Consider the following 19,611-nt stretch of genomic DNA (forward strand, 5'->3'; position numbering starts at 1 on the left):
CGGTCCGCACCTCCGCCGTCCCCGGGCCGGCCACCTCGATCCGCAGCCCGGACGCCTCGACCGGCTCGGAGAGGTCGCGGCGGAACGGCGTCCACGGCTCGTCCGGCTTCCAGCCGGCGCGCCAGCGCCTCGTCCCGGCTCAGGTCCGGCGCGGTCGTCAGGCGCAGCACATCAGGGGCGTCCAGGTATCCGACGGCGACGACCCGCCCGCCGGCACTCCAGGTACGGGCGGCCGTGGCCAGCCGCTCCGCGCCCGGCGCCCAGGCCCAGCCGAGGTCCCCCGGATGGAGCTGCAGCGGCCTCCGGTCGTCCTGCCAGGCGCGGAGCGCGTCCACGGCATCGGTCAGCCCGCCGGCCCCGGGCTCGTTCAGAACGATCGTCATGTCCCCGCATCCCACACCATCGCGGTGACCGGTCGCACCCGAACTTCGGTCGCGTCACCGAGCCCCACCGGAGCCGGCCCCGGCTCTCCGGGCCGCCGCGGTGCCTGGCCCCGCAGGTGCTCCGGTGTTCCGGCGGCGGGGGTGCGGTGCACGAACGCCCGCCGCAGCGCGTGGTAGGGCGCGTCGGGGTCGAAGAAGGTCTCCCGCATCCGGGCCAGTTCGTGCGCCCGGTAGGCCGCCAGCGGCCGCTCCCGCTCCTCGGCGGACCGGCGCTGCTTCTTGGCGAGCAACCGCTCGGTGAGCTCGGGTTCGGCGGCCAGCGCCGCCGCCTCCCGCTCCACCCAGGCCCGGAACCCCGCGGTGCCGTCGTCCCGCACCCGGTCGACCAGCCCCAGTCGGGCGGCCTCGTGCGCGCCGACCGGCAGTGCGGCCCCGGTCAGCCGCCGGGCCTGTTCCTCGCCGACCCGCCGGGGCAGCGTGCGGGTCCAGTACTCGGAGCCGTACAGGCCCATCAGCCGGTAGTGCGGGTTGAGCACCGCCGAGGCCCGGCACGACACCTCGTCGGCGGCGAGGGCGAGCATCAGGCCGCCGGCCGCGGCGTTGCCCGCCAGCGCCGAGACGGTCGGCTTCTCGGTGGTCAGCACCGCCTCCACCAGGTCGTCCATGGCGTTGATGTTCCGCCAGGACTCCTCGCCCGGGTCCGCGGCGGCCTCGATCACGTTCAGGTGGATGCCGTTGGAGAAGAAGTCCCGGGCCGGGCCGAGCACCAGGACCGCGGTCGGCCGTTCGCACGCCGCGCGGTAGGCGGCCAGCAGTCGTTCGCACTGCCCGGTGCTCATCGCCCCGCCAGGGAAGGCGAATTCGAGGTATCCGACGTCGGCCCGCTCCCGGTAGCGCAGCTCGGACCAGGTGTCCCGGCAGGCCGCCGCGGCCGGGGTCACCGGCACCTCGGGCACCCCGGTGAGGGCGTCGCCGAGCACGTGGGCGGCGGGCAGCTTGAACGTCGCCGGGCCGCCCGGCTCCCGGCGCGGGCGCAGCTGCGGGATCCACACCGCGCCGTCCGCGGTGGCCCGGCAGAGCGCGCCGTCCCTGGTCGCCAGCAGGGCGCCCGGCTCGCCCCGGAGCCGGTCCTCCCGGTGGCCGCCGTGCAGGTAGTACTCGCGGCCGAACAGCACGTCCAGCACGCCGGGTTGGGAGTCCGCGGCGCGCAGCCGGCGCAGCACGTCCCCGGTGCCGTCCACCGCCCAGTCGATCCGGCGGAACTCCTGCGCGTGGTACGGGCGCAGCGGGCCGGTGGCGCCCGCGGCGGGGACGAAGGAGCCGCCGGCCCAGCGTTCGACCGCGAGCGCGACGGCCTCGGCGGCCGCGTCGGCGACCTCGGTGCGGTACAGCTCGCTTTTGTCGCAGGGCCGGACGGCGAACGGTACGGACGCCCAGACCGGCCCGCCGTCCATCTCGGCGGTGGCCTGGAGCACCGTGACGCCCCAGGCGGCGGCGCCGTCGGTGATCGCCCAGTCCAGTGCGGAGGGCCCGCGGTCGCCGGGCGGGCCGGGGTGCACGATCAGTACGGGGTGGTGGCGCCAGACGTCCTCGGGGACCGCCCGGGTGAGCATCGGCGCCACCAGCAGGTCGGGGGCGAAGCGTTCGACAGCGGCGGCCGGAGGCTCCCGGCCGGGGATCAGCTCCACGCCGACGGTGTGGCCCTGCTCGCGCAGGTCGCAGTGGATGCGCTGGGTCAGGCTGTTGAACGCACTGGCGAGGAGCAGGATGCGCACGGCGCCCTCCGGCGGCACGGCGGCCCGCCCGGAACAGCCGGCGCCGGAGCGGATCGGACCCGACGCGGGCGCCAGGACCGTGACGGACCGTCATCAACTCCGGCCGGGGCCGGCCGGACTCGGACCGTAGCGCGCCACCGGGCGATCAGCCGGAAGGCGAGCCGCCCGAGCCCCGCCCGGTCCCCCGCCCGGACGAGTACCTCACCGGGTGCGAGCACGCGGCTGACCCACGTGAGCCGGAGTCCTTCGGGTGCGGGGGTGCGTGGCCCGGTCAGCGGTTGAGGACCTCCGCGATCTTGTCGGCGACCTTCCGGGCCTGGATGTCGCGGCCCTTCTCGTTGGGGTGGGCGTACCACGGGATCGCCTGGCCGAGGAGTTCGAGCTCGGACTTCTCCAGCAGGCCGCCGATGCCCCGGTTCGCGCCGTCGCACGCGGTGGTGCTCCCGGTGTGCTCGTAGAGGTCCACGAAATCGGCGCCGTCGTCGGCGGCGGCCTGCTTCATGACGTCGTCCAGCCGCTTCTGGGCCTGGTCGAGGACGGGCAGCGCGTCGGCGGGGATGTCGGCGAACGGCAGGTCCGTCTGACCGGGGGCCGCGGTCAGGCACTTGACCGTGTCCTGGGGTACGAGCCGGGGGTAGCCGACCAGGACGCGCTCGGCGCCCGGGGAGCGGTAGCTCGCACGCAGGAGCATCTCCTCCAGCTCGTACCCGACCTGCTCGAGCTTGTAATCGAGCCATGCCTTCCCGTCGCCCGAGGTGAAGAAGTCCTTGCACTCGCCGGCCGGTGAGTCCGGGTCGACCGGTGCGCCGGGCACCAGGGCCTGGTCCCGGAGCTTGGCGGAGCACTGCTTGAGGATGCTGCTGAAACCCAGCGTGTTGCCGCCCATGCTGCCCACGACCAGCCGGGTGTCCTCCTTGAGCGCGTCCTGCTGCGCCGGGACCGTCAGGCCGCTGCCGGGCAGCAGTTCCTGCTTCTGCCAGAAGTGGTGGACGAGGGCGCCGCCGCAGGAGACGTCCGCCTGGACGCGGAGTGTGATGCCCTGGTCCGCCAGCTGCCGGGTGGCGACGGCGGGGTAGTTCTCGGTTGCCTGGAAGCACCAGCCCTCGGGCTTGTCGATGTGGTTGAGGGGGGCGATGCCGAAGTTGGCGGTGTAGGAGTCGCCGAAGAACACGGTCTGCACCGCCTCGGCGGGCGCCGCCGCGCCGGCGCTGCCCGCCGGGACGGCCAGCGCGAGGCAGGAGCCCAGCGCTACGGCCGCGGCGGCCAGCCGCCGCGCCGGTGGAGGTGTCGTGGTCTTCTTCTGCATGGCCGATGGCATGGCTGCGCCCTTTCGTCGGGCCCCGCACGGTGAGGGACCGGATCACTACGTACCGTATCGGTCAGTGTACGGACAGTGATGGTCCGGTGATCACGGATCGGGCCGGGCGCCCTCCGCCTTCCCGTCGCGTCCGCCCACCTGGCTCGGGCGGAGCAGCGCGTCGGGATGTCAGCCGTGGCCGGCCGGGGCGGGCGGGCGCCGGACGTCCTCCGGGTGGGCCGTGTGCCGCACGGCCTCCTCGTAGGCGACGGTGCCTGTCGCGACGAGCACGTTGAGGCCGGTCTCCAGGGTCTGCATGCCGTCGCGGTGGCCGGTCGCGATCAGGTTGCGGATCTGGCGGGTCTTGCCCTCGCGGATCAGGTTGCGGATCGCCGGCGTGCCCACCAGCACCTCGAAGGCGGCCACCCGGCCCCCGCCGATCCGGGGGACCAGCGTCTGGTTCAGGACACCGACCAGGGTGTGCGCCAACTGCAGCCGGATCTGCGGCTGTTGTGCGGCCGGGAACACGTCGACGATTCGGTCCAGGGTCTGCGCCGTGTCGTTGGTGTGCAGGGTGGCGAGCACCAGGTGCCCGGTCTCGGCGATGGTCAGGGCCGCGGAGATGCTCTCCGGGTCGCGCATCTCGCCGAGGAGCAGGACATCGGGATCCTCGCGCAGGGCCGAGCGCAGCGCGGCAGGGAACGAGTCGGTGTCGGTGCCGATCTCGCGCTGGTTGACCGCCGAGCGCTTGTGGTGGTGCAGGTACTCGATCGGGTCCTCGATGGTGAGGATGTGCGCCGGCCGGTGCCGGTTGACGTGGTCGAGGAGCGCCGCCAGGCTGGTCGACTTCCCCGACCCGGTCGGCCCGGTGACCAGCACGAACCCGCGCGGCAGGCCCGCCCACCCGGCGACCACCGCCGGGAGCGCGAGCTGCTCGCAGGACGGCACGTCGTACGGGATGATCCGCAGCGCCAGCGCCGACGCGCCGCGCTGCACGAAGGCGTTCCCGCGCAGCCGGGCCCGCTCGCCCCAGCTGAACGCGAAGTCGACCTGCTTCTCGCGGCGGAACCGGTCCGTGAGTTCCCCACCCAGCACCCCGGTCACCAGGCGATCGACCTCGGTTTCGGTCAGCGGGGCGCCCTCGACCGGTCGCAGGGCGCCGTCGACGCGCAGGAACGGCGCCGAGCCGGCGGTGAGCAGCAGGTCGCTGCCGCCCCGCTGCCACAGCTCGCCGAGCAGGTGGTCGATGACTGCGGAACCCGGACCGGGCCGGGTGGCCTCCGGGGTGGTGCGCTCGCTCATGGCAGGACCCTCCACTGCTTGACGGTGGCGGCGTGGCCGTCGAAGGACACGGCGGCCCGCAGCAGCGGGCCGGACAGCAGGTCGATCCGGGTGCCGCCGAGGTGTTCGGTCGCGCCGCTGCTCCCGGCGGTGACGATGCAGGTCACGGTCAGCCCGGCCAGTTGGGAGGCTTCGGTCAGGCCGCACGCCGTCAGGTCGATCCGGTCGGTCACGGGGCCGTCCGAGCCGGGTCGGACCGGGAGGGCCGGTGCCCGGTCGACGCCGCTGCAGGTGCTGCCGGTGAAGTCCACCGACACCTTCACCGACGCCACGTCGCCGCTCTCGTGGTGCGTCACCTGGAGCGCGGCGTGGTCGAGCGGCCGGGTGATGGCCGGCGCCGGCGGGGCGTAGCCGCCGAGCGTGAGGGACGCCCGGCCACCGCCGGGGACGGCGGCGTCCGCGAGGTCGACCGGAGCGCCCGGGGCCGGGGCCGTGAACCCGGTGACCGCCGTGACCGAGGTCGGCCGGGCGCTCACGGCCGGGTAGGTCGTGAACTGCACCGGCTCCGGCGGGATTCCGATCACCGGCCGGAGGTAGCCGGGGGCCGGGGCGATGCCGAGCTCGATGGTCCGGGCGATGATGCCGCGGGTGACGACCTGCGAGCCGACCTGGGCCATCGACAGGTCGACGGCGCCGGTCGGCGCGTAGACGGTGCCGTTGATCACCAGGCGGCTGTGATCGGTGGCCGTGTCGGCGTCGTCGGTCGACCTCAGCACCGCGCAGCCGCGGCCCGCGGTGAGGCAGCCGGACAGGGCCCGGATGGACGGGGCCCGGACCACGACGTCGAGCTCGACGCCGTCGAGTCGGGCTTCGGCGCCGGTACTGCCCGCGCCCAAGGTCGCCGCGTAGTCGACCACGAGCGCGGACACCTGGTCGCCCGTGGTCACCCCGCAGGCGCCGAGGTCCACCAGGTCGACACCGAACCGCTCCTGATGGCTCGTCAGGACGTGCACCGCGTCGCAGGCGGTGCCGGTGCCGGAGACGGTCAGTGCGGCGGTCGGCGGGGCCGGCGGCTTCGGCGGGTCGGCCGTGGGTGGCTCCGCCGGCGGAGGCGGGGCCGGGCCGGTGTCGTCGTCCTGGTGCGACACGCGCAGCACGACCTTGTCGATCACCGACCCCGCCGGCAGGGGCGGCATCGCGAACGTACCGAGCCGGATGGACGCCGACGGGGTGGCCGTGGCGAGCGTCGCGTTCGCGGTCGTGGTGTCGATCGCCTGCGCGTTCCGGGATTCGGTGAACGCCGCGGCGGCGGGCTTCGCGGTGCTGACCGCCGTGGTGGGCCGGACCGGGACCGGGGGGCGCCAGACCAGTTCGAGCGCGACGCCGTCGAGCTGATCGGTGGCGGTGGTGCTGCCGGCGCCGAGGCCGGCGGTGTACGTCACGACGAGGCCGGTCAGCTGGGCGGGGTCGGTCAGCCCGCAGGCGGCGACCAGGTCCAGGGTGTCGGTGCCCAGGGCGCCCTGGTGGGTGGGGAGGCGCTGCGGGGTGGTGCAGGGGCCGGGCGCGCCGGGGCCGGACAGGGTGACCGCGACCGTCGGCGGCGGTCCGCCGGCCGCCCCGGGATCGTCGCGGTGGGCGACGTGCAGCAGGGCCCCGTCCAGGACCGAGCCGGTCGCCACGGCGGCGGTGTCGAATCCGCCGAGGTCGATGGTGGCGGTCGGCGTGGCCGGGCCGAGGGCGGCGCGGGCCGTGGCGGCGCCGTCGATCGCCTCGGCGTTGCCCGGAGTGACGAACGTCGTCGACTCCGCGCTCGTCGCCGGACGCGCCGGCGGCGGGTCGTGGACGACTTCGAGCCACATGCCGTCCAGCGAACCGGTGCCCGCGGCGCCGCCCGCGGTCAGCGCGGCGGTGTAGGTCGCGGTCAGGCCGGTCAGCTGGGCGGGGTCGGTGATACCGCAGGCCCGCAGGTCGATGCGGTCCTCGCCCAGGTCGGCCCGCGCGGTGAGCGGCAGGGCGGTGCACCTGCCGCCGCCACCCGCGGGGGTGACGGTGACGACGGGTGCCGCCGCGTCGCCGGTCTCCCGGTGGGCCACCCGTAGCACGGCGGAATCGACGGTCGACCCCGGCGGCAGGGGCGGCCGGCCGAACCCGGCCAAGGTGATCGACGCGGACCGGGCCGCCGAGCTCAGGTCGGCGCGGGCCACCGACGGTGTCGGCTGCTCGCCGATCTCCAGGGCGTCGCCGGGATCGGTGCCGGCGGCGGTGAACCCGCTCGACGCGGCCACGGCAGCCGGTTTGAACGTGGTCGGCGTCCGGTAGGCGACCTCCAGCCAGATGCCGTCCAGGCGTTCCGTCATGGTGGCGCCGGTGGTGTCCGGGGCAGCGGCGTAGGTCACCGTCAGGCCGGCGAGCCGGGTCGGATCGGTGAGTCCGCAGGGGCCCAGCAGGTCGATCGCGGGATCCGTGGCGAGCGCGGTGTGCCGGGGCAGGCCGTCGGTGCGGCAGGTGTCCTGGCCGACGGCGGCGGTGACGGTCGGCCCGCCGGGGACGGCCGGGTCGCCGTCCTCGGCATGCCTGACGTGCAGCGTCGCGCCGGTGACGAGCGAGCCGGGCGGCACCTGCGGGGTGAAACCGGCGAGCTGGATCGAGGCCGACCCGTGGTTCGCCGGGCCGAGAACGGCGTCCGCCGTGCAGCCCGCCGGGCCCGACGGCTGCGGACATCCGGGCAGGTTCGGCCGTTCGCCACCGATCAGGGCCTGGGCCGGGTTCGCGAAACCGGTGTTCGCGACCACGGCGGTCGCCCGCAGCGTGTGGGACGGCTTCGACGGCTGGACCCCGTACACCGCCACCTGCTGCGCGTCCGGGGTCACCGGGGCGCACAGTTCGACGTGCCCGCGGTCGACCTGGAACCGGCTGCCGCCGCCCATCATGACCTCGACGCCGGCAGGCCGGGTCCGGTCGCAGCCGCCCGGGACGGGGACGGCCGGGCGGGTGGGCGCCGCCGGGTCCCAGCCCGCCGGCGTGCCGCCGACCACGCTGACCGTCGGGTCGCCGATCGTCCAGAGCGCGGCGGTGCTGGTGAAGGTGAAGTCGAAGTAGTAGAGACCCGGTTGCAGCCACACGACGACGTTCGGGCAGTCGCCGCCGGTGAGACGGGTCAGGGCGCGGGCGTCGTCGTAGTAGCCGGGCTGCAACCGCACCAGCCAGGCACCGGCGCCGGGGCACCCGGGCACCGTCCGCCGGACCGGGACGGCCGTGGTCGGCGGGGTGTGGTCCGGGTCGGCGCCCACCACCGCGTCGGCGGGGGCCGGCGGGGTGTCGTCGGCGCAGTCGTGCGCGTACGGCGCCTGGGTCGGGGGCAGTTGGGTCCGCGACACGGCGCCGGAGCAGGTACCGACGGCGGACACGTCGCCCGTCACCACCATCGAGGCACCGCCGCCGGTGGTGATGTTCGCGTGCGAGAACACGCTGCCCTGCACGCGCAGGCCGGGCGTGGTCACGTTGATGCCCTCGTCGGCCCCCTGGCCCAGGCTGCGCAGCGCGTCCTGCGGTTGGGTCGCCCGGGTGGAGGTGGGTGAGGCGTTGAGGGGGTCGCAGTGGACGGTCATCTGCCGGCCGTTGATCGGCGGAGCGGTGTAGTCGGCGCACGGGTTGCCCTGCGCGAAGTTCGCGATGGCGAGCTGGGTGGCACCGTCCGCGCCGTAGGCCCGCTTGCCCTGGTCGACGTACACGCCCGAGGCCTTCAGCGAGGTGCCGGCGAAGGTCAGGACGGACACGGCGAGCAGGCTGCAGACGACGACGAAGGCCAGCGCGACGATCAGGATCGCGCCCTGGTCGTCGTCGCGCGGGCTGTGCGCCTCCGGGCGGCTGGGAGCCGGGCGGTTCGGATGCGGGCGGCCGGTCATGACGGGCTCGATCGGCGGACGGCGGTGAGGGTGGTCGGGGGCGTGGCGGGGTCGCTCCGCACGGTCAGTGTTACCTCCATGGGTGAGGTGCACGAGGTCTCGGCACCGCAGATCAGCGTCACCGGACGGGTCGATGCGGCGGTGTCGAACCGGCCCAGCAAGGTGGTGACGACGGCTCCGCCGCTGCACGTCACCCGGTCGAGGGCGCCGGTCGGCGGGTCGTAGGTGTAGACGACCTCGGTGCCGGGCCGGCTCAGGTGGACGATCGCGCCGACGGCGCCGCACGCGGGGGCGGTGGTGACGCTGTCCGCGCTGTGCACGTCGTCGTAGAAGTAGCGGGTCAGCGTGCCCGTCGCATTGGTGGCGGCCACCCGCTTGCCGGTGCCCGCCGTGAACCGGAGTCCGAGGACGACCGCCTTCGGCAGCAGTGTCGCGACGAGGCCCACGATGACGATGGTGACCAGCAACTCGGTCAGGGTGAACCCCGACTCCGGGCGCCCGGTCGGCTGTTGCGCCGTCATGACAGCATCGACTCCCGCTTGATCACCTCGAGGGTGGTGTCCCGGACGGGGTGCGGGCCGGTCGAGCGCACGGTGAGCGTCACCTTCTGCACGCCGGTGTCGGCCGCCGGGCAGCGGGGGGCGAACGCGCCCGTCCCGTCCCAGTACTCGACCTCGACGGTCACGGTGAACCCGGCCGGCGGGGTCGGCGTCCCGTAACTCCCGGCGCAGGGCACGTACGGGTCGCCGACGACCGTGTCGGCGGCGCTGCGGATGAGCGAGTCGGCGCCGGTCACCTTCTGCTGGGTGGCCGAGCTGATCATCGCGGTGCCGACGCCCCCGAGGACGGCGACGAAGGCGACGCCCATCAGCGCCACCGCGACCAGGGCCTCGACCAGGGTCTCGCCCTCCTCGCCGCGGGGTCGGCGGCGCGGGCGGAGGGCGGGGCGGGGGGTGGGGCGGCAGGTCGGGCAGCGGGTCAGGCGGCGGGTCGGGCCGGTCCGGCCGGTCACCGGACGTCGACCTGGCTGTAGACGCCGTAGATCGCCGAGAGCAGGGCGACGGCCACGAATCCCACCACGACCCCGACCATGATCACCACGGCGGGTTCGAACAGGCTGGTCAGCCGTTTGATCCGGTGCTGCAGCTCCTTCTCGTAGAAGTCCGACACGTTCTCGAGCTGCTCGTCGAGGGTCCCGGTCTCCTCGCCCACGCGCATCATCTGGGTGACCGCCCCGGGGAACAGTCCGGTGCGGGCGATCGGCCGGGAGATGCCGCCGCCTTCGAGCATCTCCGTCCGGGCCGCCGCGATGGACCGCTCGTACACCAGGTTGTCGGCGCCCGAGCCGGCCAGGCCGAGCGCCTCCGGCAGGGGCACGCCCGCCTTGATCATCGAGGTCAGGATGCGGCAGAACCGTTCGATGACCATGAACCGGACCACGTCGCCGACCACCGGCGTCGCCAGCAGGAAGCGGTCCCGCAGGGCCCGTCCCCGCTCGGTCCGCAGGCCGGCGAGCAGCGCCGCGACGAGCGCGAGGAGCCCACCGAGGATGGCCGGGTACCAGGCCGTGACGAAGTCCGTGAAGCCCAGCAGGATCCGGGTCGGCAGCGGCAGTTGCGCGTCGAAGGACGCGAAGAACTCCTCGAAACGGGGCAGTACGAAGACGACGAGGACGAGCACGACGGCGACGGCCAGACCCATCACCAGGACCGGATAGGTCAGGGCGGAGCGGATCCCGCGCCGGCCCTCGACGTCGCGCTCGATGTAGCGGCCCAACTGGGCCATCACCAGGTCCAGTTCACCGGTCGCCTCGGCCGAGCGGAGGACGGCGACGTAGAACGGCGGGAGCGCCCTGCTGTGGGCGGCCATCGCGGCGGCGAAGCCTTCGCCGAAGCGCAGCGAGTCCATGACGTCGACGAGCACCCGGCCCAGCTTCTTGTCCTTGGTCTCGGCGCGGATGATCTCCAGAGCGTCCAGGATGGGGATGCCGGCCCTGATGAAGGCGGCCATCTGGCGGGAGAAGTTGCTCAGCTCGACCAGGTCGACCTTGTCCGCGGTGAGTTCGAGCTGCAGCAGGTTGCGGCCGGCGGCCTTGACCGACCGTACGTGGTAGCCCTGCCGGGTCAGGCTGTCGGTCACGCCGTCGACGCTGGAGCCCTTGAGCACGCCGGTGGCCCGCTTCCCGTCCGGGCCGAGCGCGACGTACTTGAAGGTGGCCATGCCGGTGCCCTCCTGGGTTCCGGGGTGAGAGGTGTGCGTGGTCGGTGTGGGGGAGAGGGCCTCAGGCCACGTACACGCTGGACATGATCTCGGCGATGGTGGTGGTCCCCTCCTCCACCAGGCGGACGCCGCCGTCCAGCAGGCTGTCCATCTGCTGCTCACGGGCGGCCTCGCGCAGGCGGTCGATCGGCGCGTTCTCGACGAGCAGCCGCTTGATCGCATCGCTCGTCACGAGCAGTTCGAAGACGCCGATCCGCTCCTGGTAGCCGGTCCGGGAGCAGAAGTTGCAGCCCCGGCCCTGCCAGAACCCGTGGTCGGTCGACCCGCCGGCCGCGGCGAAGAAGGCCAGTTCGTCCACGCCGGGCCGGTAGGGCTCGCGGCACTGGTCGCAGATCTGCCGCACCAGCCGCTGGCTGACCACCCCGGCGACCGTGGAGGTGATCAGGAACGGCTCGATCCCCATGTCGGCGAACCGGTGCAGCGCGGAGCAGGCGTCGGCGGAGTGGATCGAGGACAGGACGAAGTGGCCGGTGAGCGCGGACTCGACCGCGATCCTGGCCGTCTCGGCGTCCCGGATCTCGCCGACCAGGATCACGTCCGGGTCCTGGCGCAGGATCGAGCGCAGCCCGGTCGCGAACGTGATGCCCGCCTGGTCGTTGATCTGGATCTGGTTGACCGACGGGACGACGTACTCCACCGGGTCCTCGATGGTGGTGATGTTGCGTTCGCTCTGGTTCAGCTCGCCGAGCGTGGCGTACAGGGTGGTCGTCTTGCCGCTGCCGGTCGGCCCGGCGCACGCGACCATGCCGTACGGGGAGCGCAGCAGGGACGCGAACCGCTGGTAGGTCGCGGCGGGCATGCCGAGCTCGCCGAGCCGCAGCAGCGTGCGGTTGCTGTCCAGCAGTCGCAGCACGGCCTTCTCGCCCCAGATGGTGGGGCTGGTCGCGACCCGGATGTCGACCGACCTGCCGTCGATCTCGGTGGCGATCTGCCCGTCCTGCGGGCGCCGCCGGTCGACGATGTTCATGTTGGCCATGATCTTGATCCGGCTGACCAGCGACGGGCCCATGGTCGCGGGCAGGCTCAGCACGTCGTGCAGCGCGCCGTCGATGCGGTACCGGACCCGGACCCGGTCGGCGTGCGGTTCCACGTGGATGTCCGAGGCCCGGTCGCGCAGGCCCTGGGTCAGCATGAGGTTGACCAGGTGCACCACCGGCGCGTCCTCGCTCACCACCCTGGCACCGGAGTTGGCGCCCCGGCCGGTCTCGGTCGCCTCGAACGCCTCGACCAGGCTGCTGACGCCGGCCAGCGCCCGGTAGGTGTTGTCGATCGAGCGCCGGATGTCCGAGGGGGCCGCGATCGCCAACCGCACCCGGTCCGGCGCGACGGCCCGGCCGACCTCGTCGAGCACCCGGGGGTCGGCCGGGTCGCCCGCCGCGATCAGCAGTGTGCCCTCGGCCCGCCGCACCGCGACGACGCCCAACGAGCGGGCCAGCGCCTCGGGCACCCGGGCGGCGGCCTCGGGATCGGGCTCGTTCTGGCGCAGGTCGGCGACGGGCACATCGAGTTGGACCGACAGCGCCTCGATCAAGGCCCGCTCGTCGACCATACCGAGTTCGACCAGCAGGGCGCCGAGCCGCTTGCCCGACGCGGACTGCTGCAGCAGCGCCTCGTCCGCCTGCGCCGGGGTGAGCAGCCCGCGCTGCACCAGCAGTTCGCCGATCCTCGGCCGTTGCGGCCCTGCGGGCGACGGCTGGGCGGGCGCCGATCGGCCGCCGGGCGACGGCTCGCCGCCGGGCGACGGCCGGTCCGCGCCGGGCGTCGCGTCGCGGACCGGCCCGTCGGTCCGAGCCGGAGACTCCGACGGGCCCGTGGTCGCCGCGCGGCGCCGGAGAAGTCGGCGATCCGCCAAGGAACCCACCCCTATGTCAGCTGCTGATTAGTCAGCGGGATACTACATGAAGCCATCGGATCTGCGACCCTCCGGCCGGGACCAGCTCTCGCAAAAGCAAACCCTTGCAAGCCCTTGCCTTGCTACGTAGTCTACGGCTGATTACTCAGGTAGTTACTATCACCCTCGGTGCGATCCGCATCGGGTGCCATGGATGGAGCAAAGATGTTCACCAAGCTGCAAGGCGCCTCGCGCAGACATCTGCGTGCGCGGAACGGGACGGCGGAAGCCGGCTTCACCCTGATCGAGCTTCTCGTGGTCATCGTGATCCTCGGCGTGCTGTCCGCCATCGTCGTGTTCTCCGTGCGCGGCATCAACGACAAGGGCCAGGGCGCGGCGTGCAAGACCGACAAGGCCACGATCCAGACCGCGGAGGAGGCGTACTTCGCCAGCGGCCACAGCGCGTACGCCACCATGGCGGAGCTGGTGAGCGGCGGGTTCCTGTCCACCGCCTCCGTCTGGTACGACGCCGCTCCGACCGGTGACACGTACGCCATCACGCCGACCACCCCGCCCGCCGGTGGCCAGCCGAACCCCTGCAGCTGAGCCGGCCGAGTCCTCACCGGACCTGACCGACCGGCGGCCCTCGGGCCGTCGGGCCCGCCAGGCGGCTCAACTGCCGCCTGGCCGACACCGGTTGGTGGCCCAGGCGTTCGCCGGACCGAACCGCGCCGAACCGCCTCGGCGGCGGCGCATCCGGCTGCCGAGCTCCGGGGCACCAGCCGGACCACTGACACCGCGCCGGTCCCGACCGGCCCGCACGGAACGGCACCACTGCGCCCATGCCACCCACACTCGTCGTGATCATCGGTCTGTCGGGGCTCGCGGTGGGGTCGTTCCTCAACGTCGCCGTCTCCCGGGTACCGGCCGGCCGCTCGGTCGTGCGGCCCCGCTCCGCCTGCCCGCAGTGCGCCACGCCGATCGCGGCCCGGGACAACGTCCCCGTCGTGTCCTGGCTCCTGCTGGGCGGGCGCTGCCGCTCCTGCCGGGTGCCGATCCCCGTGCGCTACCCGCTCCTCGAAGCGCTCACCGCGATCCTGTTCGTCGCCGAGACACTGCGCTTCGGCCGATCGGCCGTGCTGCCGGCCGAACTGGTCTTCACCGCCGGGCTGTTGGCCCTGGCCGCCTGCGACGCCGAACACTTCCTGCTCCCTCGGAAGCTGATCTACCCGACCCTCGGCCTCACCGCCGCCTGTCTGATCGGGGCCGCCTCGGCCACCGGCCAATGGCCGAGGCTCGGGGTGACCGCGGCCTGCGGCGTGGGGGCGTTCGCCGTCTTCCTCGTCCTGCACCAGGTGCGGCCGGTCTGGCTCGGATTCGGTGACGTGCGGCTGGCCGGCCTGCTCGGCACCGGGCTGGGCTGGCTCGGTCCGGCGCACCTCGTCCTCGCCCTGCTGGCCGGCAGCGCCGGCGGGTTGCTGGTGGGGATCGCGCTCATCGCGTCGGGACGGGCCACCCGCCACACCCGGCTCCCGTTCGGGGTGTTCCTCGTCACCGGCGCCATCGCCGCCATCCTCGCCGGAGCTCCGGTCGTCCACTGGTACGACGGCCTCGGCGACCCCGACGCGGTGGGTGCGCCGCTCACCGTGGACCACCGCGGACCGTGACACCCGGGCCGGGGACCCGGCCGCCGTGCACGGCTCCGCGGGGTGCCGTGATCGGCTCCTCGGGCCGGAGGGTTCTGTCCGCATCGCGAGATCCTTACCCTTGTCACCATGAAGGAACTTGATCTCCCACTGGCCGAGTGGATCGTGCTCGCACTCATCGCCGAAGGGCCCAGCCACGGCTTCGCCATCGCCACCCTCACCGCGGAGGGCGCGGAGATCGGCGAGTTCTGGTACATCTCGCGCCCCATGGTCTACCGGTCGATCACGCGGCTGGTCGAGCGCGGGCTGATCACACCGGTCGGCACCGAGGACGGCAATCGCGGACCGCAGCGCGTGGTCTACGCCGCCACCCGCGCGGCGAAGACCACGGTCACCCGCTGGCTCGCCGAACCCGTGACCCAGCTCTTCGACGTCCGCGCCGACCTCACCTGCAAGCTGCTGCTGCTCCAGCGCCGCGGCGCCGGCCCGGCCCGCCTGGTCGAGCGTCAACGGGTCGTCATCGACGAGATCGAGGAGTCGCTGCGGGCCAAGGAGGAGGGCGCCGGCGACCACCTGGCCCGCGCGATCTACGCCTGGCGCCTGGAACACGTCCGCGCCGCACGCCGCTTCCTCGACGCCGTCGAGGTCGACGCGGCGCAGCCGGCCGTCCGGACCGGCTGACCTCCCGCTACCGGCTGACCTCCCGCTCCTGGTCGTCCTTCCTCGGCAACCACGTCACCGCCGTGCGCGGGCGACGATGCATCCGACCGGCAGCCGCCGGAACGACCACGACGGGACGGGCTCGGCGCTCGCGTCACCGCGATCGCCGAGCCCTCGACGCCTGTCGGCGTCGCATCCCAACAGGCCGGGACGGCCCGTCGGCTACGGCACCTCGACCACGGTCTCGCAGGAGCCGCCGACCGCGATCGCATCCGTGCCCGGGAGCGTCGGACCGCCGTTGGCGTCGCCGGCACAGACGTCCGTACCGCTGCCGCCGGCGAGGGTGTCGCTGCCGGCGCCACCGACCACGAGGTCGTTGCCGGCGCCGCCGGAGAGCGCGTCGTCGCCGGCGCCACCGTTGACCACGTCGTTGCCGTCACCGCCGCTGACGGCGTCGTTCCCGTCACCGCCGTCGACGTAGTCGGCGCCGCTGCCGGCGGACACGGCGTCGTTGCCACCGAACGTGCAGATCGTGTCGTTGCCGCCGTTCCCGCTGACGCTGTCGTTCCCGTTGCCGGTCACGATCACGTCGGCGCCGCTCGTGCCGGTCACGACCCCGTTGCCGGTGATCGTGGCGGGGAGACCGTGGCAGCCGGCCGAGACGGTGATCGTCACGGTCGCGACGCCGGAGTCGTCCGTGCCGTCGGTCGCCTTGTAGGTGAAGCTGTCGCCGCCGACGTAGCCGCCGGCGGGCCGGTAGCTGAACGAGCCGTCCGGGTTCAGCGTGAGGGTGCCGTGCGCCGGCCCGGTGACGACCGACGCCGTCAGCGGGTTGCCGTCGGGATCCGCGTCGTTGCCGAGGACACCGGGAGCGCCGACGACGAGCGGGGTGTCCGCCCCGATGTGGCCGTACGTCTCGTTCGCGGCCGTCGGCGGCCGGTTCGTGGTGTTGAACAGCACCGACGCGTCGTTGACGAACGTCGCCGAGCTGTTGCTGTTGGCCGTGGCGACATCGGGGCGCCCGTCGCCGTCGAGGTCCGCGACCGCGGTGGCCTGCGGGTTGCGGCCGCCGTTCAGCCCGAAGCCGAGCGGGCTGCCGAACGCACCGGTGCCGTCGCCCTCCAGCACGACGACCTCGTTCGAATCGGCGCTGGCGACAACCAGGTCGGGGTGGCCGTCGCCGTTCAGGTCGGCCACCGACGCGGAGCTGAGGTTCGTCCCCGCGGACAGGACGTTCGCCGTGCCGAACCCGCCGGCGCCGTCGCCGAGCAGGACGGCGACGTGTCCCGGCGAGCCGGGCGCCACCACGACCGCGTCGAGCCGGCCGTCCTGGTCGACGTCGGCGAGCTCGACCCTGGACGGCAGGGTCACACCGGCCGGGACGCTCGACGCCGCGCCGAAGCCCCCGGTGCCGTCACCCCGGAGCACGGAGAGCGTGCCGGCCGACGAGTCGGCCGTGACGAGGTCCGGGTGTCCGTCGCCGTCGAGGTCGGCGGCCGCGATGCCCTGCGGGTTGGTGGCGCCGCCCAGCGCGAACTGCGTCGCCGCGCCGAAGGTCCCGTCGCCGTTGCCGAGCACCACCGAGACGTTGTCGGTGTTCGCGTCGGAGGTCGCGAGATCCGGCGTGCCGTCCGCGTCGAAGTCGCCCACGGCGATGCCGGTCGGGAAGCGCGCGACGCACGGGTTGTCGCCCGTGGTGTCGCACCCGGGTGTCGGGTTGAGTTCCACCTTCGCCCCGGCGCCGAGCGCACCGGAGCCGTCGCCGAGCCAGACCAGGGCGACGTTGCCGCGCGCGTCCTGGCTGACGACGTCCTGGTGGCCGTCGCCGTTGACGTCGCGGATCACCGCGGAGCCGAGGAAGACGCTCGACACGGTGCGCGGCGCCGGGTACTTCGTCACGGCGCCGAAGCTGCCGCCGCCCGAGCCGAGGAACACGGCCACGCCCTCGGAGCGGACCGCCGTCACGAGGTCCGGCTTCCCGTCGTTGTCGAGATCGCCGATCGCGACGGCGGAGCTCCCGCGGCCGTGGTCGTCGAGGTTCACCGCGGTGGCGAAGGCGGTGGTGTCGGCGCCGACGGCCGAGGCCGGGCCGGTGGCCAGCACGACGCTCGCCACCGCGAGGACGAGTGCCGGAACCCGGCGGGGCCGGGTGCGCGTGAGCGCGGCCGAGCGGCCGCCGGGTGTGAGGTGCCGACGTGGTGATCTGCCCATGGATGAGGCCCCTCCTCAGGGCCTGGTGAACGAGAGTGGGTGACGCACTCCGGCGGTACGACCGCCGGTCCGCGGGGGACCGCCGGCGGGCGGTGTCGCTGCCCGGCCGACGGCCCCGCGCGCAGTGCTCCGGACCGCCTAGTAGCCGTACGCGGCGAGGGTCGACTGGATGGTGCTGTTGACGTCCCACTTGTTGTTGAACAGGTCGTCCCAGGCGGCCGCTGCACCGGCGTTGCCACCGGTCAGGGCGACGCCGTACTGCTCGATCTCCCCGTAGCCGGAGTAGTCGCTCGAATCGACGTCGGTCCAGGTGTTGGGGTCGTTGCCGGTGGTGCCGTTCAGCGAACTCGACGTCCAGCTCACGTGCATGATGTTCGACTTCGCCACCAGGCCCAGCTGGGTGTTGCCGCCGGCGTTCGCCGTCACCGCGCCCCGCACCTGGCTGATGCCGGACTCCAGGCGCACCTTGCACGCCGTCCCCGCGCTGTCGCAGGCGCTACCGGTGAAGACGTTCTGGCCCACGCCGCTGGTGACCCAGGAGAAGCCGTTCTGGATCAGCGCCTGCTTGGACGCCGCACCGAACGGCGCGGACGCCGGGTCGGCGACCGCGATCCGGTGCCCGCTCGTCGCGAGCCAGCTCACGACCCCCGACATCGTGGTGGGGGCGCCGCCGGAGACCGCCGCCGCGTCGCAACGGGGCGACTGCGCCTTGCCGTTGCCGCTGCCGTTGGCGTCCGCACCGAACGCCAGCGGCGGCGTCGCGCCGTTGGACGGGTCGTCACCCTTGGTCGAGCCGGACCAGCTGCCGCTGCAGCTGTAGATCGCCAGGTGCCCGATGGCCACCGCGTGCCGGCTGGAGGCCGTGCCGTTGCACTCGACGCTCGCGCTCGCCGTGCAGGTGCCACCGTCGATGGTCGGGATCACCGCGTCCACGTTGGTCGCGTCGGCGGACAGGAACGCGTCGATGTGCAGCGGCCCGTCGACGCAGTTGTTGGACGAGGACGGGTTGCACGTGGTGTACGGGCCCGCGCTCTTCAGCTGCTGGCGCAGGTTGCCCGAGGTGATCCCGCGCATCGTCGACGTGTCGATCGCCGGCTTGTTCCAGAACCCGCCGACCTGCGACGCGGTGTTCGCGGTGAACGCGGTGAACGACTCGAGCGACGCGATCGTCCCCTTCATGTCCCGCGCCGCGGGGTACATGTTGTTCGCGATACCGACCTGCGCGTTCGTGGTGGCCGACGCCACCGGCGACGCGACGGCGATCAGCGCCGTCGCGAGAGCGCCCACCGCGAACGCGTTCCGTATCCGGCGCAGCGTGTTGCGGGCGGCATTCGGGGCGCTCCATGCGCGCCTCGACCTCTGTTGCATCTGTTGCTCCTCATCGATCCGGGTGGCGGCGGGCGTCGCGCGGGCGCCCGGCCGGTGGCATCGGGTGAACGTCCGAACTGCGACGGGCACCCTGCCGGCGGGATCGGGCAATCGTCCGAACTGCCCTGGCATTTGCGAGGCTTACGGGCACGACGGCACCGCACATGCCTAGATGGTGGTCACTCGTCAGGTCAGTAGTCAATGGTTGACAACCACAGGAGCGGTGGATGTAATGCCCGTATCCAGCCTGCAGCGGGGCCGGCGGCCGAGGGCCGTCGGTCCGTTGCCATGCGCAGGGAAGCGGCTGGCGGCACGATGGGCAGAGACGTGGTGTGGCACTGGTGAGCAGACTGTCGAGTTCGCGCGTGACCAGGTGGGGTGTGCTGGTCCTCGGGGTGGCCGTGCTGGCCGTCGCCGTCGTGGCGTTCGTCGCGCGCGGTGGATCGGACCCGGCCGCCAAGGCCCGCAAGTCCGACCCCGCGTGGTGCACGCCCGGCACCCAGCGCAGCGCGCTCTGCCCGCACGGCAAGGAGTTCGACCCGAAGGAGTACGCCACCCACGGCGACGCCTTCGAGTGCGTCAACTTCGCCAGTCAGGCGGATGCCCAGGCGGTGCTGCGGGCCGACCCCGAGGATCCGAACCGGCTGGACGACGGCGGCGGTGTCGCCTGCCGCGGGTTGCCGGAACCGCGCGACACCACACCGGTCGCCGTCACCGCCCAGCAGGGCGGATGCGGCCCCGGTGACACTCGCAGCGCGCGCTGCCCGCAGCCGGAACGACCGTTCGACGCCCGCTACTTCCTGCGCTTCGGCACCGACGCCTACGACTGCCGGGACTTCGCGAGCCAGGCCGACGCGCAGGCCGTTCTGCGCTTCGGTCCGGCCGACCCGAACCACCTCGACGACGACCGTAACGGCATCGCCTGTCCCGACCTGCCGGCACCCAAGGACGTCAAGCCCGTGCGGCGGTGAGCA

General features: G+C 73.5%; 15 protein-coding genes. 5 read left to right on the top strand and 10 right to left on the bottom strand.

The annotated features are described in order from the left end of the window. Window positions 1-379: 379 nt before the first annotated feature. From ABT014_RS19630 to ABT014_RS19665, 8 genes are all read right to left on the bottom strand, one after another. Window positions 380-2,158 (bottom strand): hydrogenase maturation protein, encoded by a 1,779-nt coding sequence (locus ABT014_RS19630; RefSeq protein ID WP_350640248.1) that lies wholly within the window; start codon window positions 2,156-2,158, stop codon window positions 380-382. A 271-nt stretch (window positions 2,159-2,429) separates the two neighbouring features. Continuing rightward, a complete protein-coding gene (locus ABT014_RS19635; RefSeq protein ID WP_350640249.1) occupies window positions 2,430-3,464 on the bottom strand; it encodes an SGNH/GDSL hydrolase family protein in 1,035 nt (344 codons plus the stop codon). Between the two features lie 180 nt (window positions 3,465-3,644). Next, window positions 3,645-4,757, bottom strand: coding sequence for a type IV pilus twitching motility protein PilT (locus tag ABT014_RS19640; protein ID WP_350640250.1), 1,113 nt, complete (start codon window positions 4,755-4,757; stop codon window positions 3,645-3,647). Next, window positions 4,754-8,641, bottom strand: coding sequence for a hypothetical protein (locus ABT014_RS19645; protein ID WP_350640251.1), 3,888 nt, complete (start codon window positions 8,639-8,641; stop codon window positions 4,754-4,756). The genes ABT014_RS19640 and ABT014_RS19645 overlap by 4 nt, the downstream gene beginning before the upstream one ends. Continuing rightward, the gene (locus tag ABT014_RS19650) at window positions 8,638-9,162 is read right to left on the bottom strand and encodes a type II secretion system protein (protein ID WP_350640252.1); all 525 of its coding nucleotides are present in this window, start codon (window positions 9,160-9,162) and stop codon (window positions 8,638-8,640) included. The genes ABT014_RS19645 and ABT014_RS19650 overlap by 4 nt, the downstream gene beginning before the upstream one ends. Beyond that, window positions 9,159-9,653, bottom strand: coding sequence for a type IV pilus modification PilV family protein (locus ABT014_RS19655; RefSeq protein ID WP_350640253.1), 495 nt, complete (start codon window positions 9,651-9,653; stop codon window positions 9,159-9,161). Before ABT014_RS19655 ends, ABT014_RS19650 begins: the two co-directional genes overlap by 4 nt. Then, window positions 9,650-10,861, bottom strand: coding sequence for a type II secretion system F family protein (locus tag ABT014_RS19660; RefSeq protein ID WP_350640254.1), 1,212 nt, complete (start codon window positions 10,859-10,861; stop codon window positions 9,650-9,652). Before ABT014_RS19660 ends, ABT014_RS19655 begins: the two co-directional genes overlap by 4 nt. Window positions 10,862-10,922: 61 nt before the next feature. Next, window positions 10,923-12,584, bottom strand: a complete 1,662-nt coding sequence (locus ABT014_RS19665) for a GspE/PulE family protein (protein WP_502895035.1) — start codon at window positions 12,582-12,584, stop codon at window positions 10,923-10,925. Between the two features lie 393 nt (window positions 12,585-12,977). On the opposite strand from ABT014_RS19665, the gene ABT014_RS19670 reads away from it, so the two are divergent. From ABT014_RS19670 to ABT014_RS19680, 3 genes are all read left to right on the top strand, one after another. Then, entirely contained in the window at window positions 12,978-13,358 is a 381-nt protein-coding gene (locus ABT014_RS19670; protein ID WP_350640256.1) for a competence type IV pilus major pilin ComGC, read from the top strand. Between the two features lie 236 nt (window positions 13,359-13,594). Further along, on the top strand, window positions 13,595-14,419 hold the full coding sequence (locus ABT014_RS19675; protein ID WP_350640257.1) for a prepilin peptidase: 825 nt from the start codon (window positions 13,595-13,597) through the stop codon (window positions 14,417-14,419). Between the two features lie 108 nt (window positions 14,420-14,527). Beyond that, window positions 14,528-15,079 carry a PadR family transcriptional regulator gene (locus ABT014_RS19680; protein ID WP_350640258.1) on the top strand — a complete coding sequence of 184 codons (552 nt, stop codon included), beginning with the start codon at window positions 14,528-14,530 and terminating at the stop codon, window positions 15,077-15,079. 201 nt (window positions 15,080-15,280) lie between these two features. On the opposite strand, the gene ABT014_RS19685 is transcribed toward ABT014_RS19680, so the two are convergent. Continuing rightward, entirely contained in the window at window positions 15,281-17,173 is a 1,893-nt protein-coding gene (locus ABT014_RS19685; RefSeq protein ID WP_350640259.1) for an FG-GAP-like repeat-containing protein, read from the bottom strand. A 234-nt stretch (window positions 17,174-17,407) separates the two neighbouring features. Next, window positions 17,408-18,343, bottom strand: coding sequence for a type 2 periplasmic-binding domain-containing protein (locus tag ABT014_RS19690; RefSeq protein ID WP_350640260.1), 936 nt, complete (start codon window positions 18,341-18,343; stop codon window positions 17,408-17,410). Here ABT014_RS19690 and ABT014_RS19695 point away from each other — a divergent pair. Both ABT014_RS19695 and ABT014_RS19700 read left to right on the top strand, forming a co-directional pair. After that, window positions 18,330-18,809, top strand: a complete 480-nt coding sequence (locus tag ABT014_RS19695) for a hypothetical protein (protein ID WP_350640261.1) — start codon at window positions 18,330-18,332, stop codon at window positions 18,807-18,809. The two genes, ABT014_RS19690 and ABT014_RS19695, sit on opposite strands and share 14 nt — an antisense overlap. 193 nt (window positions 18,810-19,002) lie before the next feature. Further along, on the top strand, window positions 19,003-19,608 hold the full coding sequence (locus ABT014_RS19700; RefSeq protein ID WP_350640262.1) for a hypothetical protein: 606 nt from the start codon (window positions 19,003-19,005) through the stop codon (window positions 19,606-19,608). The last annotated feature ends 3 nt before the right edge of the window (window positions 19,609-19,611 follow it).

The organism is Kitasatospora sp. NPDC094015 (assembly GCF_040304075.1).
GTDB lineage: Bacteria > Actinomycetota > Actinomycetes > Streptomycetales > Streptomycetaceae > Kitasatospora.